Raw genomic sequence first — 17,803 nt, forward strand, 5'->3', positions numbered from 1 at the left:
AGTGAGAAAATATGGACTTAAAGAATAGCACCATCCTGATCACAGGAGGAACCAGCGGTATAGGTTTGGAACTTGTCAGGCAACTTACCCGGCAGGGATCAACCATCATCGTTACAGGTCGTAAACAAGAAGCTTTAAATGATACCAAAAGGCGTTTCCCAAAAATACACGTCTTTCAGAGCGATGTAAGCGATCCGCTGGATATTGAGCGCCTTTACGAGGAGGTGACGCAACAATATCCTGATCTGAATATCATAATCAACAATGCAGGTGAAATGCGGTTGCTTGACGTTCAGGATGCCGGCAAAGACTTGGAAAACGTCACCCGTGAGATCGATATTAATCTCACGGGACCGATACGGATGGTTCATCAGTTCTTACCGCACCTGATCAAAAAGCCTGCTGCGGCAATTGTGAACGTCTCTTCTGCCATTGCTTTTATGCCTTATTCTACCGCTCCGGTTTATAGCGCTTCAAAAGCCGGAATTCATGCGTACACGCAAGCCCTACGCCTTCAATTGAACAAAACCAGTGTCAAGGTATTCGAACTGGTTCCTCCGGGGGTGAATACTAATCTTCAGCATGATTGGGTGCTGCCACCGAACCCAAGCCAAATGATGGATGTGGATAAACTGGTCAGTGTAGCCATCAAAGGACTTCTGAACGATACACCTGAGATCAAGCCATTTCTGGTGAATGTGATAAAATTTCTAAGCAGACTGGTGCCTAACCAACTGATGCAGTTAGGACACAGGGAATTTAAAAAATTTAAAAAACTGAATAATCAACAATAAATAATCAGCTATGAGAAAATCAATTTTAGCCGTGTTCGCACTGCTGTTATCAATAACCTCTTTCGCACAGAAATTACCTGCTGACCGGATCACAGGGGTGTGGCAATGTGATGATTACAAGATCGAGGTATTCAAAGCGGGCAACACCTATTCCGCCAAACTTTTATGGTCGAAAGAGATGTTCGAAGCAGATGGCAAAACATCAAAGAAGGACGTTAAAAATCCGAATGAAAAACTCCGGAGCAGGTCTGTGCAAGGTTTGACGCATATCACCGGCCTTGTCTATAAGGACGGCGAATACGTGGATGGTACCTTGTATAGCGTACAGGATGGCAACACGTATGGTCTCAAAGGTAAACTGAAAGGCCCTAATGACCTGGAAACCCGGGGTTACAAAGGTGTCCCATTGATGGGCAAATCATTTAAATGGAAAAGAGTTCAGTAAACTATAAAAACAACGCTCATGAAAGATAATAAAGACAGGCTGTCGAGGTTTTGGTTTGTCGCTTCCAATGCCCTTCCCCCTATAGGATTTTTCCTTTATTTCAGACACAGAAAGGCACATCCAAATAAGGCTAGAAAAGCTTTAACAAGTGCAATGATCGGTGTGCCGATAGCGATAATCGGAGGTTACATCATGAACACTTTTGTCCTCAACTAAACTATGATAAGAATCATTATTTCCGCAGCACTGCTGTTCATTTCGGTAACGCTTAGTTTTAAACATGCCTGGGATACCGTATACTACAAAAGCAATCCGGAATCCGTTAAGATGATGGAAAGCTTAGGAATTAGCGAAACGTTCATTCCATATCTTGCTTGTGCAGCCATAGCGGTTGGCGTACTTTTACTCATCCCACGCACTTTTTTTCTGGGCAATATGCTAAATGCGGCCCTGATTGTTATGATTATGGGGTTGGCGCTACGAGCAGGAAATTACCGCATCGCGTTGATAGAAATCCCGTTTTTAGTTATGCCATTAATTATGATATGGCTGAAGTATCCGTTCAAATTTAAGTAAATGTAGTATGACAAACAGGAAACCCTACCGAATCAGTTCCATAACGGAGATACACCGTTTAATGGGACTACCGAAACCCCATCATCCGCTGATCAGCATCGTGGATCTGAAAGGCCTGAAAAATGACACAGGAATAGAGGCGGTCGTTTTCGACTTGTATGTGATATCTATGAAAAGAGGTTGCGACGGTTTACATTACGGGCAACAGAAATACGATTTCGACGAAGGCCTTATGGCCTTTATGGCGCCCGGCCAGATCCTGCGTGGTGAAGCGAGCGGTGTGCCGCCTGATCTGGAAGGTTGGATGCTTTTCGTACACCCCGACTTTCTTTGGAACACATCACTTGCTGTCAAGATCAAGCGTTTTGATTACTTTGGCTATGCTACCAGTGAAGCGCTTTTCCTTTCTGATAAGGAGGAAATAGTGATCAATGACCTGGTCAAAAATATTAAAACTGAATATCATTCCAATATGGATAGATTCAGCCAAGATATTATTATCTCCAACCTGGAGACGTTGCTGCAGTACGCCGAGCGTTTTTACCAACGTCAGTTCATCACCCGAAAGATCACTAACCATCACGTCTTAAATCGGGTGGAAGAGATCTTAACAAGCTATTTTAAGAACGAAGTGCTGCTTTCTAAAGGGCTGCCAAGCGTGCAATACTTTGCTGAAGCTTTGAACCTATCGGCTAAGTATTTAAGTAGCCTGTTGAAACAACTGACCGGTCAGACGATGCAACAGATCATCCATGAGAAGCTGATCGAAAAGGCCAAAGAGAAATTATCTACGACGCAGATGTCTGTAAGTGAGATCGCCTACCAACTCGGGTTTGAGCATCCTCAGTCTTTCAATAAATTATTTAAAAGCAAGACTAAGCAAAGCCCATTGGATTTCAGGCAATCCTTCAACTGAAATGCACAGGTAATTCGGGCCAGTATGCAACAGTAAAATTCTGCCTGGACTTGTAACCAAATGACTGTAGCCGGTTCGTCGGAAGCATTAGGTCGGGTCTTTTTCTATACATTAATCACTTCGATAACACTACTTTTCCTAACTGGCCGTAGTATCCAGTGATATTTTCGTTATTCTATTTAGTTGAATGCAAAAGCTGGACTGTCGCAAATCCGAATATTGGATGGTCATCTCTATCTGTTTTATATCGTATTTTGTAAATAAACAAGGCAGTAGCTTCGCATTTATAATCGGCGTCTGTTTTTGTTTGATTAAGTTTTATTTAAATAAATGAATCATGAAAATCTTAGTAATCGGAGGAACCGGCCTTGTGGGCAAAGGAGTAAGTAAAAAATTGGAAAGTATGGGGAATGAGGTAATTGTTGGAGCGCCCTCATCCGGCATCAATATCCTGACGGGGGAAGGACTGGCAAAAGCCTTGATGGGAACTGAAATCGTAATCGATCTTTCTAATTCTCAATCGCCAGATGATCAAATCGCTTTGGATTTTTTTCGTACCGCCGCTGAACATCTAATTAAAGCTGAAAAGCTTGCAGCTATTAAGCACCACCTAGTACTTTCTATTGTCGGAACAGATCGCGCACAACATATAGGGTATCTGCAAGCAAAAAAGTATCAGGAAGATGCCGTAATCGAATCAGGCATACCCTATACTATCATCCGTTCAACACAATTTCATGAGCATGTAAGCACCATCATCGCTGTTCAGGGCGAAGGCCGGAACGTCCATGTTTCAACAATTGACTATCAACCGATCGCATTGCAGGATGTTGTAGATTATGTGGTAATGTTCGCTTTGGAACAGCCTAAAAATAAGATCGTTGAAATAGCAGGGCCTGACCGCGGATTGATGAACAACTTCGTGGAAAACTATTTGAAGGTGAAAGGTGAAGATAAAGTTGTGGTAGCTAACGAGGATGACAAATACATGTTCCATAGCATGCCAAAGTCAGGATTAGTTCCTGCCGGCGATTTCTATCCAGGTAAGATAAGGTTCGATGATTGGACAAGAAAGTCATCATAATACATTGAGGACCTTTACAAAATCTATCGGATTATATTATTGAAATCTTTCTGTTATTGTTGTGACATTCCGGCTTTCAGCGGAAATGAGGCTCCACTTTAAGCATAGAGCTAAGCCTTCCATTAGATTGCCTTAATATAATTGCAGGGATGTTTATCGGGATCGTTTTAGTGCATTTGCGAAAGATTGCATTTCACTCATATTCAGCGAGGCAAAGCCAAACCTTATTCCATTGACGTCATGCTTATATTTATAGATGCTGCCATCGTTCATGTATATACCTTGGGTAGCAAGCCTTTCTGAGAGTTGGGGTATGGAGTATTCAGGATCAAATAAAGTCCAAACTGCCATACCCCCATTAGGAGTACTGAAATTGGCAATATCTCCCAAAGAAGAATTTAATAGTTCGCAGAACTCATCCCGCCTTCTTTTGTATAGTTTTACAGATCTTCTCAAATGTCTTTGCATTTCGCCGATGTTGAAAAGATGAGCAACAGATTCTTCGAATAATACATCACCACGAATATCTAGAACTTGTTTTAGCTTCGATGCTTGCCATATAAAATCTTCACTGCCAACTAAATATCCCAGCCTGATAGTTGGAGCCAATGTTTTAGAAATTGAGCCAATGTAAAGAACGTAGCCATCGTGTTCAGCACTGGCTAAAGGTAATATAGGGGCGCTTGCGTAGTGAAAATCATAGTCATAATCATCTTCGATTACAGGAAGACGATAGCGGCGAATAATGTCTAAAAGTTTGACTCGCCTTTCGGCACTGAGCGTAACCGTTGTGGGGTGGTGGTGGTGCGGAATGATGTAAAGCAGACTCGGTGTTGATTGCTTGCAGATATTTTCAATTGCATCGACATCAATACCATCCTGATCAACCTTAACTTTTATAAGCTTAGCGCCTAGCTGTTCAAAAAGCCTATCTGCCAAGACGTAATTAAGGTCGCCTACAACAACGGTACTACCAGGCTGGAGTATCATACTGGCCGCGACAGCTATTGCCAATTGTGCACCATGAGTAATCAGCACTTGCTCAGGGATAATATCGAGGGCTCTGGTCTTCGACAAAAAAAGAGCAAGCTCAGTTCTTAACGATATACTACCCTTTGAACCGTCAGCTAATAACCTATCATGAACATTCGTTTTTCTTGATAAAAATTTGTACCGATCAACGATCAGGTCTACCGGTGCAATTCTGGCATCAGGATAACCATCATTAATCATTAGCTGGTAAGGTTTTAGCTGCCTGATTATTGGTTTTCGAATAGCCACCTGTCGATAAAAGATCTCTTGGTCCTTTGATTGAAATTTCGCTGAGGTGCCCATGTCGAACGACTTGGGGCTCATTACCGGTAACTGCTGCGCAATGAAGTTGCCTTTCCGCCCTATCGCTTCAAGCCAACCCTGAGCCTGCAGTTCTTCATAGGCAGCAACTACCGTTGTACGGTTTAATGTTAGCATTGACGCCATATCCCGACTTGCCGGTAATTGATACCCCGGTTTTAGTTTTCCATTCTTTATCAGTTCCACCAAACTATTTGCAACCTGTCTGAAAATAGGTATTGCGGACTGTCTGTCAACAGCGATGAGGGTACTAAAAGGTAATGTTTGAACTGCCATATTTAAAGGTGTGTGCTCGACGCACAAAATAATGGAACATAATTTACGGAAAAATTTTGTTTCTATCTAAAAGTATCATGATTTAAGGCATAATCAACTACATTAGGGGTAATCAAAACCAATAGGTCTGCAGCATGTCTAAATCCAAACAAGTTCGTATAGTCACTAACAGATGTAATCTTTACGTCAATAGATAAAACGTGCGTAATTTTTTTGTGTTTCTACCTTCGAACAATTGAAGCGTAGTAATTACTCATTATATGGCAGTATTTAGTATTGAAGTTCCTTAATGATCTTCTGTGCTATTATTTGCAGGACTCTCTTTTTATTAATTGTTTTCTCTATAGTATTGATATGTAGCGCATGGGCAAGATACCTGGTTTTGTCAGCTTATCATTTTGATATAGGAAAGCATGCGTATTAACGATTTCTTCAAATCTCATGTTTTTAGTAAATTTGTAATATGGAGAAGTTGACTATCAATATACCGGAAAATAAAACTGCTTTAGTAAAGCAGATTCTGAAAGAACTAGGAGTAGTTATTCAGCAGGAAAAAAGAACAGATGTGGCAGAGGCGAAATCGAAGCTGGCAGAGGTGTCCGTATGGTCTGATGACGATTTGAAAATTTTTGAGGAGAGCAAAAAGGCTTTTGATAGTTTAAAACCACAGCAATGGTAGTTGATACAGGAGTTTTTATCGAACACTTGCGGGCAAAAGATAAACTATCAACCACACTGTATAAGATCTCTGCGGATAATGGTCTTTATACCTCGGCTGTTACGCTGTATGAACTCTATATGGGAGCTACTACGAGCGATAAAATAAGAGATGTGGAAGCTATCACGGCATACTTTACTGTACTTCCCTTTACAGATTCGGTAGCACAAAAGGCGGCTCAGTTATATCATGAGTTAAGACTAAAGAATAAGATGATTGAATTTAGAGACATTTTTATCGCTGCTACCTGTTTGGTTCATGAAATGCCGATTGTTACACTGAACAAAAAACATTTCAAGCGCATTGAGAACTTAGAAATCCTCTAATATCTTAGTTCTGCAAAAACTTCTAGAAGAGCATTATTTATCAAGAAACATCGAAATTAAATCTGCATGCTGGTAGGCAGGGAGGAACGTATGGCGTACGAAGTACGCCTCTAAAATCCAATTATTGCAACAGTTGCAAATCCTGCAATACATTATTTAATTCCTCCCCGCGTATATCCTTTCGTACAATTTTACCCTTTGGATCAATCAGTACAGTGGTAGGGTAAGAATAAATGTCATAGCCTTCCATGGTTGTGCCGGTTCCCATCTTAAGTGTAGGCCAGGGAAGTTCATGTTTCCTCATCAATTCCTGAAGGCTAGCTCCACGACGCTCATCAACCACAGCAATGAACTCAACCCTGCTTTTATCCACCGTTCCGTACAGCTTTTTCAGATTTGGAAACTCCTCTATGCATGGGCCGCAGGTAGTGCTCCAGAAGTCGATAAAAACCCAGCGGTCCCTGAGGCTATCGGTATTGATCTTTTTGTTATCGATTATATTTGTACCTGCTACCGTTGGGGCGATAAAACCTACTTGATTTCTCACAGATTTCGTATCGATATCTGCGCGGGTTACATCTGCGTATCCGGGCTGCTGTTGACCGATCTGAATGGCGCCTAGGCCTTTCCCTTCCAAACGTATTATCCTGCCGTGACTCAAACTATTTTTGAAAATAAATGAATTACCATTTAATTGGATCAGATCGCCCAATCTGTAACCTTTGTCCCTCTGCATTGGACTGAAATTCGGTTGTTCCGGCACGACATACAATCTAAGCGGATCACCGATTGAACGCCCACAGCATAAGTAATAAGGGATCCCGTTACTGTATATTTTTCGGTAATAAAACTCAGGATACGTTATAGTAAGCATGGGTTTACCCTCACTGTCCTTTTCGTGGCTTGCTAAAATTATATGCACTGTATCTTTAAGAATTTGACCGCTTTCACTGTAATCCACCGGAACGGGAATCGGCGACGCCCCATACGTTAAATGAGCTAAACTCGATAAGCGTTTTATCGCATCATCAGAGAAATCATTATTCCCATTAATATCTGCAATAAAAATGGCTTCACCTTTGTCGTTTAAACCCGTAACAAATTGCAGTACACACCGCAGGGGTTCGCGAGAAAGGAACAGGGTATCCTTTAAATCCCATCCGGCTTTTTTTGCTTCCTGCAGGAAATAAGTTTTAGGCATTTTTCCTGCAATATAATTTTGAAAATAGAATTGAAAATTATCCAATATTAAAAAGGAAGCAGTTGCCTGGCGAATGCTTTCCGGAATACCGGTGACATTACGGTTACAGACCTTTATTTCTTCAGGATAATCCATTTGTACCCCTATTGAAAAGGATATGTTGCCATCAGGGCCGCTACCGAGCATTTTCTGCATTCTTATAGAAATGACACTATCCTCAATAGCCGTAAATTTTACAGAATCGTCTTCCTGCGCTGAGACAAGCAGACAGTTTAACAGCAGATGAGAAATAAGTACGGTACTTAACAGACTTATTCGTTGTATCATAAAATAGGAAGTTATAATTGGTATGAAGTTAAGTTATTTTTTAAAAGTTTCAAACGTAATAGCGTAGATACACTTGCCAAATCGTCGATAGGAGGAAATTTATACTTTCCTAAATCTTCTCATTTTTTTAAAATCAAAAATCTTTTTCTAACTCTTCATAGCTCAATAGAATTATGACGGCTAATGAACTTGCTGTTTTCGTCAGTTTTAACGGATCAATAATGTATCTTTAATGGTATATAGAAAAATTTGTATTAATTAAATCATATCCTAAATCTATGAATTTATTCGGTTAATAGCGGAACCTATGTTTTCAATTCGGATAATATTATTGACAGAATACTGTATCAACACGTTAAAGGTTATCACGATTTCCCCTCTTCGCTGTTTACATTCACGATCTGTGTACTTTTATTGTCCACCGTTAGCAAACTTAATCTGGCCAATCCTTTTACAATAGGAATAACAAAGCGAATTACGTTGATTGGATGTTTATATCTCGTTTATGGAATACTAAAAATCGGTATCGCCCTATACAGTTGGCAAAGATTAAATCATTTTGCAAATGACGTTGTAACCTCTTTCCCTAGCTTTCGCTATGATTTGGCAGATATCAAGATTGGTATATTTGTACTGATATTGGCATTTATCTATAAAGTAGGCACTATGATTCAGGAGGAGCAACGATTAACTATTTAACAGAGATGGCTATAGTAGTAAACTTGGATGTGATGATGGCCAAACGTAAAATGTCCCTCAACGAACTGCAATCAAAAGTAGGTATTACCTTGGCCAACTTGTCAATATTGAAGACAGGCAAAGCGAAAGCAATAAGGTTCGAAACTTTGGAAGCCATATGCAAGGCCTTGGAATGTCAGCCAGGGGATATACTGGCATATGTTAACGACGATTAATCGCTAATGATCGGATATTCTTTACCATACTGCCTTTCGTACAAGACTACTGAGCAACAAGCGAATTGCCGACAATTTTAAAAAATACCTTATATTTGCCTAAGTGACTGCTATTTAGACGTCTGATTTTAGATTATGAAAAGTATAACCGATTTCTACGAAAAGAGTGGTGACTGGCTATTCAATCTAGGTGATCCCACTTCAAATGCAAGTGATTCAGCTTGCGAAATTAAATCGACTTCAGAGGAAGCCGGAGGGAGTAAGCTCCGCAAGCTGATTCGAAGATTATTTAGGTCCATAAAAAAACAGGAAGAGAAAATGAAGAGGCTTCATGCAATCCAAAGTTATCCTCCAATATGATGGGCTTAAAAAAGTAGTATATAAATGATTAACTTTGGAAAATAATTGCTGACTAGCAATGTAAACTAAGGATACAATTCCAGAGGATTGCGGGAAAGCAGATTTTAATATTCCGTTTAGCTTTCGATTAAAGAAATAAATGTGTGTGTTATTAAAATTAGATAGGGTTTTTCGCAGATTACAGTGTTGCTGCCTATTGGCAACTATTATTGTCTCCTCGTGTTCCGATACTAAAACGCTCAACTTTGAATCTTTCAGTATTGAAGTCCCGAAAACATGGGAACCTGTACAGGCGGAAGGGATCGATTCTTATGTAGGACAGATTGCTATTGATAAGCAAGATACCTTGTCTTTTGATTTAGGATTCTACTCCAATTCATTAGAAGAATCAATTGTACTAATACCTAAATCTTCCACCCGGTATTTTGATAAAAGGCTGCTGAAAGAGCCTTATATACATATTGTCGCGGAGGTTGATACAAGTAAGAATCCAGATGAGTTTTATGTAAACAACTATTCTCAATTTGAAGTTAATGGACGAACCGCTAAAATCGTAGAACCAAAGCAAGCTGGCAATGGCATAACGGGGGTCTATTTCGATAGCTTATGGGCTGTAGGTAACAACAACGTCCGATTCCAGTTAAGTGGACATGATTTAAAGCCAGAGAATCAGAAAGCAGTTTTAGAAGCCGTTAAGACGCTGAAATTTGTTAAAAAGCAAAATGACTAATTCTCTTTTTGAGTAACACAATTAAATAAAACAGATTTGCGAAGGGATTGAATATTGTTAATACCTTGTAAATGTTTTGTGCTAAAAATATTAGTAATATTCAGTTGTTTTCAGTATCTTTGCCATAGAACCAAAGCCGAACCTGTCGATGGCAAAAAAAGACGATCTGTTATGGAAGGGGATATTGGAAGAGATCTTCGATGACTTCCTTCGTTTCATGCATCCCGAGGCTGATGATATATACGACCTGAAAAAGGGCATCGCCTTTCTCGATAAAGAACTCGAGCAGTTATTCCCGCCCGAAGAAGATGAATTTTCGCCGAAGGTTGTGGACAAGCTGGCAAGAGTAAACACCTGGGAAGGGAAGGAGGAATGGATACTGATTCATGTAGAAGTACAAGGAAGGTATCAAAAGGATTTCCCCAGGCGTATGTTCACTTACTATTACAGGATATTGGACAAATACAACCGACGTATCAGTGCCTATGCCATCTTTACGGACGGATACAAGATGAAGCGACCTGATAGATACGAAACCAGCTATCAAGGAACCAGTTTAACTTATCGCTTTAATACATACCAGCTGGCTCATTCTAATGAGCAAGAGTTACTACAGAGTGATAATCCCTTTGCTCTTGCGGTACTGGTTGGTAGGAGCGCTTTTGTTGGCAATAGGGCAGAGGACAGCGAGAAAAGAGATAGCGAGCTGCTGGAATTCAAAGGAACGCTATTGCGAAAGTTGGCGAAGGCACAGCTTAGCAGTAAGAAGATCAGAGCATTAATGAATTTTTTGAAGTATTATGTGCATTTTGATAATCAGTATAATAATGTTATTTTTGATAAACAAATACAAACGGTTAAAGGAAGGAGCGAAGCTATGGGCATAGAAGAACTGATGCTTGATAGAGCAACAAAAGAAGGAATACAAAAGGGCGAACAAAAAAAGAGTAAAGAGTTTGTAGAAAATCTATTGCTTGAGTTCGGCTTTACCGATGAGCAAGCCGCCAGAGCCGCAAAGGTATCAATTGAATTCGTTCAAAAAATTCGCGCCAAACTAGATAATAAGAATAAATAGACTAATCTATTTATCATACATATTTAAGCCATGCACCGAAAAAAAATGTGCATGGCTTTTGTGTTCAATTACAACAGATAAGTCAAACGAGGCTCTCGTGCGATCGCAGAACAGCCTTATGGAATGAGCGTAAAATAATAAGAACTTCCAGCACTCCCACAGAAAGTTGATCTTCTGTTCACTTTCCTATAACCCCGAACACAATTCGCGCTGAGTCAATAACTATAGGTTTTCGAATCCGAGGAATGCGTATTCAGGAGCGCGTGATATTTGAAGTAGTTATCAGTTAAAGTTTTGCCGGAACGCTAAAGGCGACATTTCGGTTTTTTGTTTAAATAATTTACTGAATGATTGCGGATAATCAAAACCCAATTGATACGCTATTTCACTTACTGAAAGTCCGGTGCTTGTCAGTTTTTCTTTAGCATTTTCAATCAATTTGTCGTGAATATGCTGTTGTGCGGTTTGACCTGTGAGTTGTTTTAAACAATCGCTCAAATACTTTGGTGATAAATTAAGTTTAGAAGCGAAATAGTTTACAGTCGGTAAACCGTTTTCCGTTTCCGTAAAATAAGCATTTAGCAAGCTTTCAAATTTGCTTAAAAGTTCACTACTATTTTGTTTTCGTGTAATGAACTGTCTATGATAGTAACGATTGCAGTACGTAAGCAATAAATCAATGTTTGAAATAATTACATCCTGACTAAATTTGTCTATCGGTAAGCTTGTTTCTTTTTCTATCTGTAAAAAAATGGCTTCAATGGACTTTTGTTCTTCATCTGACAATATCAATGCTTCGTTAACAGCATAATGAAAAAAGTCATACGTTTTTGTCTTTTGCGATAAGGGATAACCTCTCAAAAAATCGGGATGTACGGACAGCAACCAACCCGTTTGCGGAATAAAATTGCCTACTTCTAAAATGTTCACTTGCTTCGGAGAAAAGAAAGACATGACCCCCTCGTCAAAATCGTATTGCGTTTGCCCGTATTGCGTTTTGCAAGGGCAATCTTTTTTAAGCGTGATCTGATATAAATCCGAAACTAATTTTGTGCGTTGTTCCACTTCATTTTTTGGGAAATCTTCAAATCGCAGTAAACTAAACAAAGGATGTTTCGGTTTCGCTAAACCCAATAGCTGATGTTGTTGTGCCAATGACCGAATATTTACCGTTGCAACTTCCTGCTTGTTCATAAGTTCAAATTTATAAATTACAATCCCATTTCTTTTCTTTTTCGTTGAGCAAAAACGCTCGTAATAGTAGAGTATGGAATTAAAGACCCTATTTTTGCTAACATTGCATTTTGAAATCCTGAAACATGAAATGTTTTTTTCTTTTCCAATGCTTTTATCATTTCTGCGGCAACTTGTTCAGGTGTCTGTGTATACGCACCTTTTACAAGTATTTTTCCCCATTCATTATTGTTGGCAGCAGTATTCATAAAATTGGAACTCGTAAATCCCGGACAAAACAGCATTACATTTACTCCATAAGGTTTGCATTCTTCGGTCAATGCCTGGGTAAATGAACGTACAAACATTTTGGAAGCCGCATAAACACTCATATATGGACTTGGAAAAAAGGAAGCCATAGAACCGACATTTATAATAGTTCCATTTTTGTTGTTTTTCATTTCGGGCAGGAAAAGATGACAAAGTGCTACCAATGAAGAATTATTTAATTGCAACATTTCTAACTCGGACTGCAAATTGTTGTTTACAAACTCTCCACTTGAACCAATTCCTGCATTATTCACCAGAACGTTTACCGACAAGTTTCTCTTTTTAGCCTCTTCAAAAACATAATATGCGGTTTCGGGTTTGCTCAAATCTGCAACAATGTAACTTGCGGTAATTCCGTTTTGGTTTGATAGTTGTTCGCATTGCTGTTTCAGTTTTTGTTCATTTCGTGCAACCAGAAGCAGGTTGCGTTTTTTCTTTGCTAGTCGGTATGCTAATGCTTCACCAATTCCGCTTGTTGCACCTGTAATCAATATTACTTCCATCTTCTTCAAATTTTATGTGGCAAAATTGCGACTGTTTGAAAAATTAAAAGTGTTCAAATGTCGGCATGTTGTATTTAAATGTCGGGGCGGCTATTGTTTTTACACGATGAAAGCAAGAAAAAGTTTAAAAAGAACTGGAAAGCCGTCGAAGGAATACTTCGGTTTCTAGACTAGTTTTTCGATAATATGTTAGACTAAAGAATCAAAACTACAGGCGCTCCCGCAGAAAGTTGTCTTCTATTCACTTTCATATAACCCGAGATCTAATTCGTGAAACAGTTTCATGCTCTATTTAACAATCGTGAAATTTAGAGAAAAATCGAATCAATGTCCAGGCTAAGGAATATGATTGTTTCACTTTTTCGTTTTATTATTTGAAACAAAAGAATATTTTTTGCTAAAATATTAGCAAATCGGCTACAGAAAAAGAACGTGCAAAGGCAGATCAAGAGAAGCTGGATTCAGCTAAATCTTTAAAAGAAACAGAACTTTTAAGCAACGAGCAAATTGCTAAAAGTCTGAAACTATCTTTGGAAGTAGTTGAAAAGCTATAGAGTATACAGCATAAGTTAAGAAGCCATGCACAAAAAAAACGTGCATGGCTTTTTTGTTTAGGATATCGTCAGACCCGAACGGGGCTCTCGTGCAATGGCAATGACGGCCTTATGAAATGAGCGTTAAAATGATTTAGTCTTGTTGGGGCCTAAAAATCATGTTAAGAAGCGAAGTAGGGGTTAGCGGGTAGAGCGGCTCAACAGGATTGCGTATACGAGCTGAATCATTTAGCGAAGTTCATACAGCCTTATATCATAGCGAAATAACTAAAACTAAGTGTTTATTTTCGACTTTAACAATTCATTCGGACTGATAACCGGCAGTATAAAATCTTTAAGTGCGGTGTCAGCTAATTTCGTATGCAATATGCCTCTTAGTGTGGAATAAGCGATAGTAAGTAATGTGCTTATAAGAAGGCCTGAGAATAGAGGCTTCTCATCTTTTTGAAGAACATATTCTTCTAAATTTTCTACCTGAAAAATAAAGTCATAAAGATAATCTGCAATTTTCTGGCCCTCATATTCTAGGAAAAGGGAAAGCGAAATTTTAAAGGATTTTTTTTCCGAATTATGTTTTGTTGATTGCGCAACATTAAGTTTTAACTCTTTATCTGCAATCGCGTATTGATAGTCAAAGTATTCTCTGGAAGGAAGTATCCGTACTAAGTGAATTTTTTCTGCGATGATTGTCCGTTTTTCCATGGTATTCGTTAAGCAGAAACCTCTTCATATAATGAATCCTCAAAAATATCTTCTTGGATGGCAGGTTGAATATCTTCAACACGTACATAGGCAGTAAAGTAAACATTTCTTACGCTCGGCTCGATATGAATAATGTCTTGAGCTAACACCTCTTCTATTTTTGTAATCGTTTTGGTGGTAAAAGTATGCTGACCCGATAGCCATTTTGATACCTCCGAACGCTGTTTTCCCATGGCGGCGGCTAAATCAGCAGGTTTCATACCCTTTGATTCTAAAAGCGAAGCGATCTTGTTCGCGATAGCTAGGTTTTTCTTAACGAGGCGTTCAATAGCAGGGTCACCATTATCCTTTAGCCAATTGTCTATAACATTGATTTCCAGCTGTCCGTTTTGCTCCTTATTAATTTTTTTTCTTGATATTTTCATGTCAAAATACAATTTTCAAATTCTGTTCGTAAATGATATCCAAATAGTCATCATCCCATTCAATATCTCCGTCTCTAAGCGCATTGTCAATCGCCAATGCTAACGTATTTGCAAGATTAAAATGCGGTGCTACTTGAGGACAATTTTGCGCTTGGTCTGTTGTTTTTATATCCGCATCAAATGACGATTTGAAAATTTTTGAGGAGAGCAAAAAGGCTTTTGATAGTTTAAAACCACAGCAATGGTAGTTGATACGGGCGTTTTCATCGAACATTTACTTCAGCTCCAATGTTCGTCTCTATCCGGGTTTTTTTAGATTTTTTAAGGAAACTTCGATTCCTTACGAGGAATGAAAAAGCCCTTTATGCAATTCAGATTTCTTATGCAAATCTGAATATGATTCTTTTTTTGAATACCAGCGCCGTCAAAAGCAGGGCCACCTTCGGTAAATACACCCCTCACTGTATCGAAGTGTTTATAGTTAGTGAATTTCTTTGTTTTCAGATCTAGCTGTATCTGTTCATCAACTTTCTGATGGAGATATTCAATAACCGCACAATCCAATTCTCTTAATATTAAATCGTGATATTTGTCTTTAGGCAAGTCTTTATTCTGAGGTAATTTCTTTCCTGCAAACTCCAAATCCCCTTTCATTAGGTCGTAGTAAGTGGCAAGAATATCAATAAATTCGGAATCAGTGAAGTCTAAACAATAATCTAGTTGGTAAACAACACCCACAACAGATGGTGTTGAGAGAGTCCCCCTAGCTTTTTTATCCTCAGCCCACTTTAAAGCTCTTGCATAGTTGTTTTCCCAGATATAAAAGCCATTTCTCAACCAATCAAAAGATTCATTGCTTTTTTTTACAAGGTCCAGTTTTCTTACTAGCTCGTCCCTCACAGACTGGTCACATCCATGAAAGCCAAGCATTAGGTTAGGTCTTTTTCTATACATTTATTATTTCGGTAGCACTACTCTTCCCAAATGGCTGTAGTGTCCAGTAAAATTTTCGTTTTTGGTCAAAATTTTTGCAGACTGAAAAGAGGCAACAACTTTATCACGTTCTTTCTTTTCAGACTTTATCTTTTTTGCTAAAGATACCAAAAGCTTAACTTGATTGGTCTCCATGGCTCAACTCTTTTTGATGGTGTTGTGCAAATATAAAAAAATAGTGTTTTTCACCAATTGTGAAATGCTATGCATTAAGGTTATAGACTAGCATTTCACTTTTAACTCGCAATCTCTTTATCACAATGTTAAAAATTTATTACTGCCTCAGTAACGATGTTCGATTTCAATTAAGTGGACTAATCTTCAGTCTAAAAATCAACAGGCAGTTTTGGAAGCCGTCAAGACCTTGAAGTTTTATAAAAGGGAAAGGCATTAATTTATGAAACGATATGTCCTATCATTCAATAGGCCGATGGAGACTTTGAGTTATGCGTATTCAAAGGTTATTTTTTTCAAATGACGATTGGGCTTTTTTTCCCAAACGATTAGCCGCTGTTTGAATATCATCCATTTTGGTTTCACCCTTTTCCAACTCCAATAGTTCCCTTTGCATATTCAACTTGTCAATAAAATTAATTAGTTCAAGCTTATTCTGCTTTGAAGAAGCGAGGCGTAACTCTACCAATTGTTCTATAAAAGAAGAGAACGCATCAATCAGCTTTTCCTTTTTTTCTAACTGAATGGCGGTTTTATAGCTACCCTTAATTAAAATCGAATCAAACACAATATTTGAAAGAGTATCAAAGTCCTGTTTTTCAATTTTATTCTTATCCCGTATCTCCTGTATAGCTGTCATATTAAACTTCCTCCATTGTTATAGTAATCCGTGACACTTCCTCCTTGATTTCTAATACTCTAAATGCTCTATTTGGCCTGAATAGTACTTCCTTTTCATCCGGGGGATTGTGTATCCCAAATTTAGCGATTTTTTCAATAGCTTTTCCTGTTTTGGAGAATATTCTGAATAGTGTATTTCCATTGAAAGCCATCGCTATCAACCGAGATTTACTTGTTGACAAAAAAGTTGGTTCTGTAATTAGATGGCTTGAAACCAACGCCCGTGCGTATTTCTCAAGCTCGGATTTGCTTAAATTAATGCTTCTGTAAACCACCCCCTCATAATTGGCTAACTTTGATAAACATTTTATTAACAGTTCACCAAATTCTGTGTTTATCCTGCCTTGGCTTTTACGTAAAATTTCGTTAACACCTTCATAACCGTCTTCCGAATACTTATAGATAAATGCTTTCTCATACAACGTTAATTCCAGATGTTCTTCAATACGTCTACTTTTCCGTATTTCGGTTACCTCTTTCGCTAAGTGCTGACGGGCATATTGTTCGGCTCTTCTCAAAACGTTCTGATTTAGTTAAAGGTTTGAATTCTTTTACTTCGCTAATGAGATATGTTCTGCATTTCTGTGTGTTAAGGGGATATTTTTATTTGGGAAAATTATATATCGTTTTAAGGATTACATTATACCTTCTTTTTATAGTAAGGGAGGGCGGATGACAAAAGCTGATTTTAATATTTTGATTACCATCCACGGCAGATGATGTGTTTTTAAATTTTGATCTTTCCAATAAAGTATAACGCATAAAAATGGTGCTTAGGTTTAGTGTCAATAATATTAGCTAAGGTAAGAAATACTGTCTAAATATGTGCTATCAATCTCGTATTTTCACAAATTCATAGTGCTCCTACAGAAAGTTGATCTTCTATTCACTTTCATATAATCCAAAACACAATTCGTGAAAATAGTTTCCTGTTCTATAGGGTAGTCGTAAAATTTGGAGAAAATCGAATCAATGTACAAGTTAAGTGATATGATTGTTCTCACTTTTTTATTTTTATTTGTGAAATCAAAAAATATTTTTCTAACTTTCCATAATCAGAATAATACATTAAACAAACTAAGCCAAAGTCAGGAAACTAAAAATTAGCTATCGATAGTCGAAGGAAATAACCCTTCAATAAGGAAAAAAGCGACCTCGAAATGTTCGGGTAGT

General features: G+C 38.4%; 23 protein-coding genes. 12 read left to right on the forward strand and 11 right to left on the reverse strand.

Going from position 1 to position 17,803, the window contains the following annotated elements; genetic code table 11:
• Positions 1-11: 11 nt before the first annotated feature.
• The 6 genes from E0E36_RS06095 (at position 12) to E0E36_RS06115 (ending at position 3,815) form a co-directional block, all read left to right on the forward strand.
• Complete coding sequence (locus E0E36_RS06095) at positions 12-794, forward strand: SDR family oxidoreductase (RefSeq protein ID WP_130855173.1); 783 nt, start codon at positions 12-14, stop codon at positions 792-794.
• 10 nt (positions 795-804) lie between these two features.
• Entirely contained in the window at positions 805-1,239 is a 435-nt protein-coding gene (locus E0E36_RS06100; RefSeq protein WP_130855174.1) for a DUF2147 domain-containing protein, read from the forward strand.
• Positions 1,240-1,257: 18 nt separating this feature from the next.
• A complete protein-coding gene (locus E0E36_RS27680) occupies positions 1,258-1,455 on the forward strand; it encodes a hypothetical protein (protein ID WP_149105923.1) in 198 nt (65 codons plus the stop codon).
• Between the two features lie 3 nt (positions 1,456-1,458).
• The gene (locus E0E36_RS06105; protein ID WP_130855175.1) at positions 1,459-1,815 is read left to right on the forward strand and encodes a hypothetical protein; all 357 of its coding nucleotides are present in this window, start codon (positions 1,459-1,461) and stop codon (positions 1,813-1,815) included.
• Between the two features lie 7 nt (positions 1,816-1,822).
• The gene (locus E0E36_RS06110; RefSeq protein ID WP_130855176.1) at positions 1,823-2,731 is read left to right on the forward strand and encodes a helix-turn-helix domain-containing protein; all 909 of its coding nucleotides are present in this window, start codon (positions 1,823-1,825) and stop codon (positions 2,729-2,731) included.
• A gap of 337 nt (positions 2,732-3,068) precedes the next feature.
• Positions 3,069-3,815, forward strand: a complete 747-nt coding sequence (locus E0E36_RS06115) for an SDR family oxidoreductase (RefSeq protein WP_130855177.1) — start codon at positions 3,069-3,071, stop codon at positions 3,813-3,815.
• Positions 3,816-3,968: 153 nt separating this feature from the next.
• Here E0E36_RS06115 and E0E36_RS06120 read toward each other — a convergent pair whose 3' ends face one another.
• Positions 3,969-5,444 (reverse strand): aminotransferase-like domain-containing protein, encoded by a 1,476-nt coding sequence (locus tag E0E36_RS06120; protein ID WP_130855178.1) that lies wholly within the window; start codon positions 5,442-5,444, stop codon positions 3,969-3,971.
• Positions 5,445-5,907: 463 nt separating this feature from the next.
• Here E0E36_RS06120 and E0E36_RS06125 point away from each other — a divergent pair, with 463 nt between their 5' ends.
• The gene (locus E0E36_RS06125; RefSeq protein ID WP_130855179.1) at positions 5,908-6,123 is read left to right on the forward strand and encodes a hypothetical protein; all 216 of its coding nucleotides are present in this window, start codon (positions 5,908-5,910) and stop codon (positions 6,121-6,123) included.
• A complete protein-coding gene (locus E0E36_RS06130) occupies positions 6,117-6,488 on the forward strand; it encodes a type II toxin-antitoxin system VapC family toxin (protein ID WP_130855180.1) in 372 nt (123 codons plus the stop codon). Before E0E36_RS06125 ends, E0E36_RS06130 begins: the two co-directional genes overlap by 7 nt.
• A gap of 121 nt (positions 6,489-6,609) precedes the next feature.
• Here the strand turns inward: E0E36_RS06130 and E0E36_RS06135 are convergent, their stop codons facing one another.
• The gene (locus E0E36_RS06135; RefSeq protein ID WP_130855181.1) at positions 6,610-8,016 is read right to left on the reverse strand and encodes a TlpA family protein disulfide reductase; all 1,407 of its coding nucleotides are present in this window, start codon (positions 8,014-8,016) and stop codon (positions 6,610-6,612) included.
• A gap of 704 nt (positions 8,017-8,720) precedes the next feature.
• Here E0E36_RS06135 and E0E36_RS06145 point away from each other — a divergent pair.
• The 4 genes from E0E36_RS06145 (at position 8,721) to E0E36_RS06160 (ending at position 11,095) form a co-directional block, all read left to right on the forward strand.
• Complete coding sequence (locus tag E0E36_RS06145; RefSeq protein ID WP_130855182.1) at positions 8,721-8,930, forward strand: helix-turn-helix domain-containing protein; 210 nt, start codon at positions 8,721-8,723, stop codon at positions 8,928-8,930.
• Between the two features lie 135 nt (positions 8,931-9,065).
• Positions 9,066-9,290: a hypothetical protein gene (locus tag E0E36_RS06150; RefSeq protein WP_130855183.1), complete on the forward strand. Its 225-nt coding sequence runs from the start codon at positions 9,066-9,068 to the stop codon at positions 9,288-9,290.
• Between the two features lie 145 nt (positions 9,291-9,435).
• Positions 9,436-10,020 (forward strand): hypothetical protein, encoded by a 585-nt coding sequence (locus E0E36_RS06155; protein ID WP_130855184.1) that lies wholly within the window; start codon positions 9,436-9,438, stop codon positions 10,018-10,020.
• A gap of 148 nt (positions 10,021-10,168) precedes the next feature.
• A complete protein-coding gene (locus E0E36_RS06160; RefSeq protein WP_130855185.1) occupies positions 10,169-11,095 on the forward strand; it encodes an RpnC/YadD family protein in 927 nt (308 codons plus the stop codon).
• 282 nt (positions 11,096-11,377) lie between these two features.
• Here E0E36_RS06160 and E0E36_RS06165 read toward each other — a convergent pair whose 3' ends face one another.
• From E0E36_RS06165 to E0E36_RS06200, 9 genes are all read right to left on the reverse strand, one after another.
• Positions 11,378-12,289 (reverse strand): helix-turn-helix domain-containing protein, encoded by a 912-nt coding sequence (locus tag E0E36_RS06165; protein WP_130855186.1) that lies wholly within the window; start codon positions 12,287-12,289, stop codon positions 11,378-11,380.
• Positions 12,290-12,306: 17 nt separating this feature from the next.
• Positions 12,307-13,101 carry an SDR family NAD(P)-dependent oxidoreductase gene (locus E0E36_RS06170; RefSeq protein ID WP_130855187.1) on the reverse strand — a complete coding sequence of 265 codons (795 nt, stop codon included), beginning with the start codon at positions 13,099-13,101 and terminating at the stop codon, positions 12,307-12,309.
• 827 nt (positions 13,102-13,928) lie between these two features.
• Positions 13,929-14,357 carry a hypothetical protein gene (locus E0E36_RS06175; protein ID WP_130855188.1) on the reverse strand — a complete coding sequence of 143 codons (429 nt, stop codon included), beginning with the start codon at positions 14,355-14,357 and terminating at the stop codon, positions 13,929-13,931.
• Positions 14,358-14,365: 8 nt separating this feature from the next.
• Entirely contained in the window at positions 14,366-14,782 is a 417-nt protein-coding gene (locus E0E36_RS06180) for a helix-turn-helix domain-containing protein (RefSeq protein WP_130855189.1), read from the reverse strand.
• 1 nt (position 14,783) lies between these two features.
• Entirely contained in the window at positions 14,784-15,056 is a 273-nt protein-coding gene (locus tag E0E36_RS06185) for a hypothetical protein (RefSeq protein ID WP_130855190.1), read from the reverse strand.
• Between the two features lie 47 nt (positions 15,057-15,103).
• Positions 15,104-15,736 carry a hypothetical protein gene (locus E0E36_RS06190; RefSeq protein ID WP_130855191.1) on the reverse strand — a complete coding sequence of 211 codons (633 nt, stop codon included), beginning with the start codon at positions 15,734-15,736 and terminating at the stop codon, positions 15,104-15,106.
• A gap of 3 nt (positions 15,737-15,739) precedes the next feature.
• A complete protein-coding gene (locus E0E36_RS27685) occupies positions 15,740-15,910 on the reverse strand; it encodes a hypothetical protein (protein ID WP_165446930.1) in 171 nt (56 codons plus the stop codon).
• Between the two features lie 319 nt (positions 15,911-16,229).
• The gene (locus E0E36_RS06195) at positions 16,230-16,589 is read right to left on the reverse strand and encodes a hypothetical protein (protein ID WP_130855192.1); all 360 of its coding nucleotides are present in this window, start codon (positions 16,587-16,589) and stop codon (positions 16,230-16,232) included.
• Between the two features lies 1 nt (position 16,590).
• Positions 16,591-17,148, reverse strand: coding sequence for an ADP-ribosyltransferase (locus E0E36_RS06200; RefSeq protein ID WP_130855193.1), 558 nt, complete (start codon positions 17,146-17,148; stop codon positions 16,591-16,593).
• Positions 17,149-17,803: the final 655 nt, after the last annotated feature.

The sequence above is a fragment of the Olivibacter jilunii genome (genome assembly GCF_900607235.1).
GTDB classification, from domain to species: domain Bacteria; phylum Bacteroidota; class Bacteroidia; order Sphingobacteriales; family Sphingobacteriaceae; genus Olivibacter; species Olivibacter oleidegradans.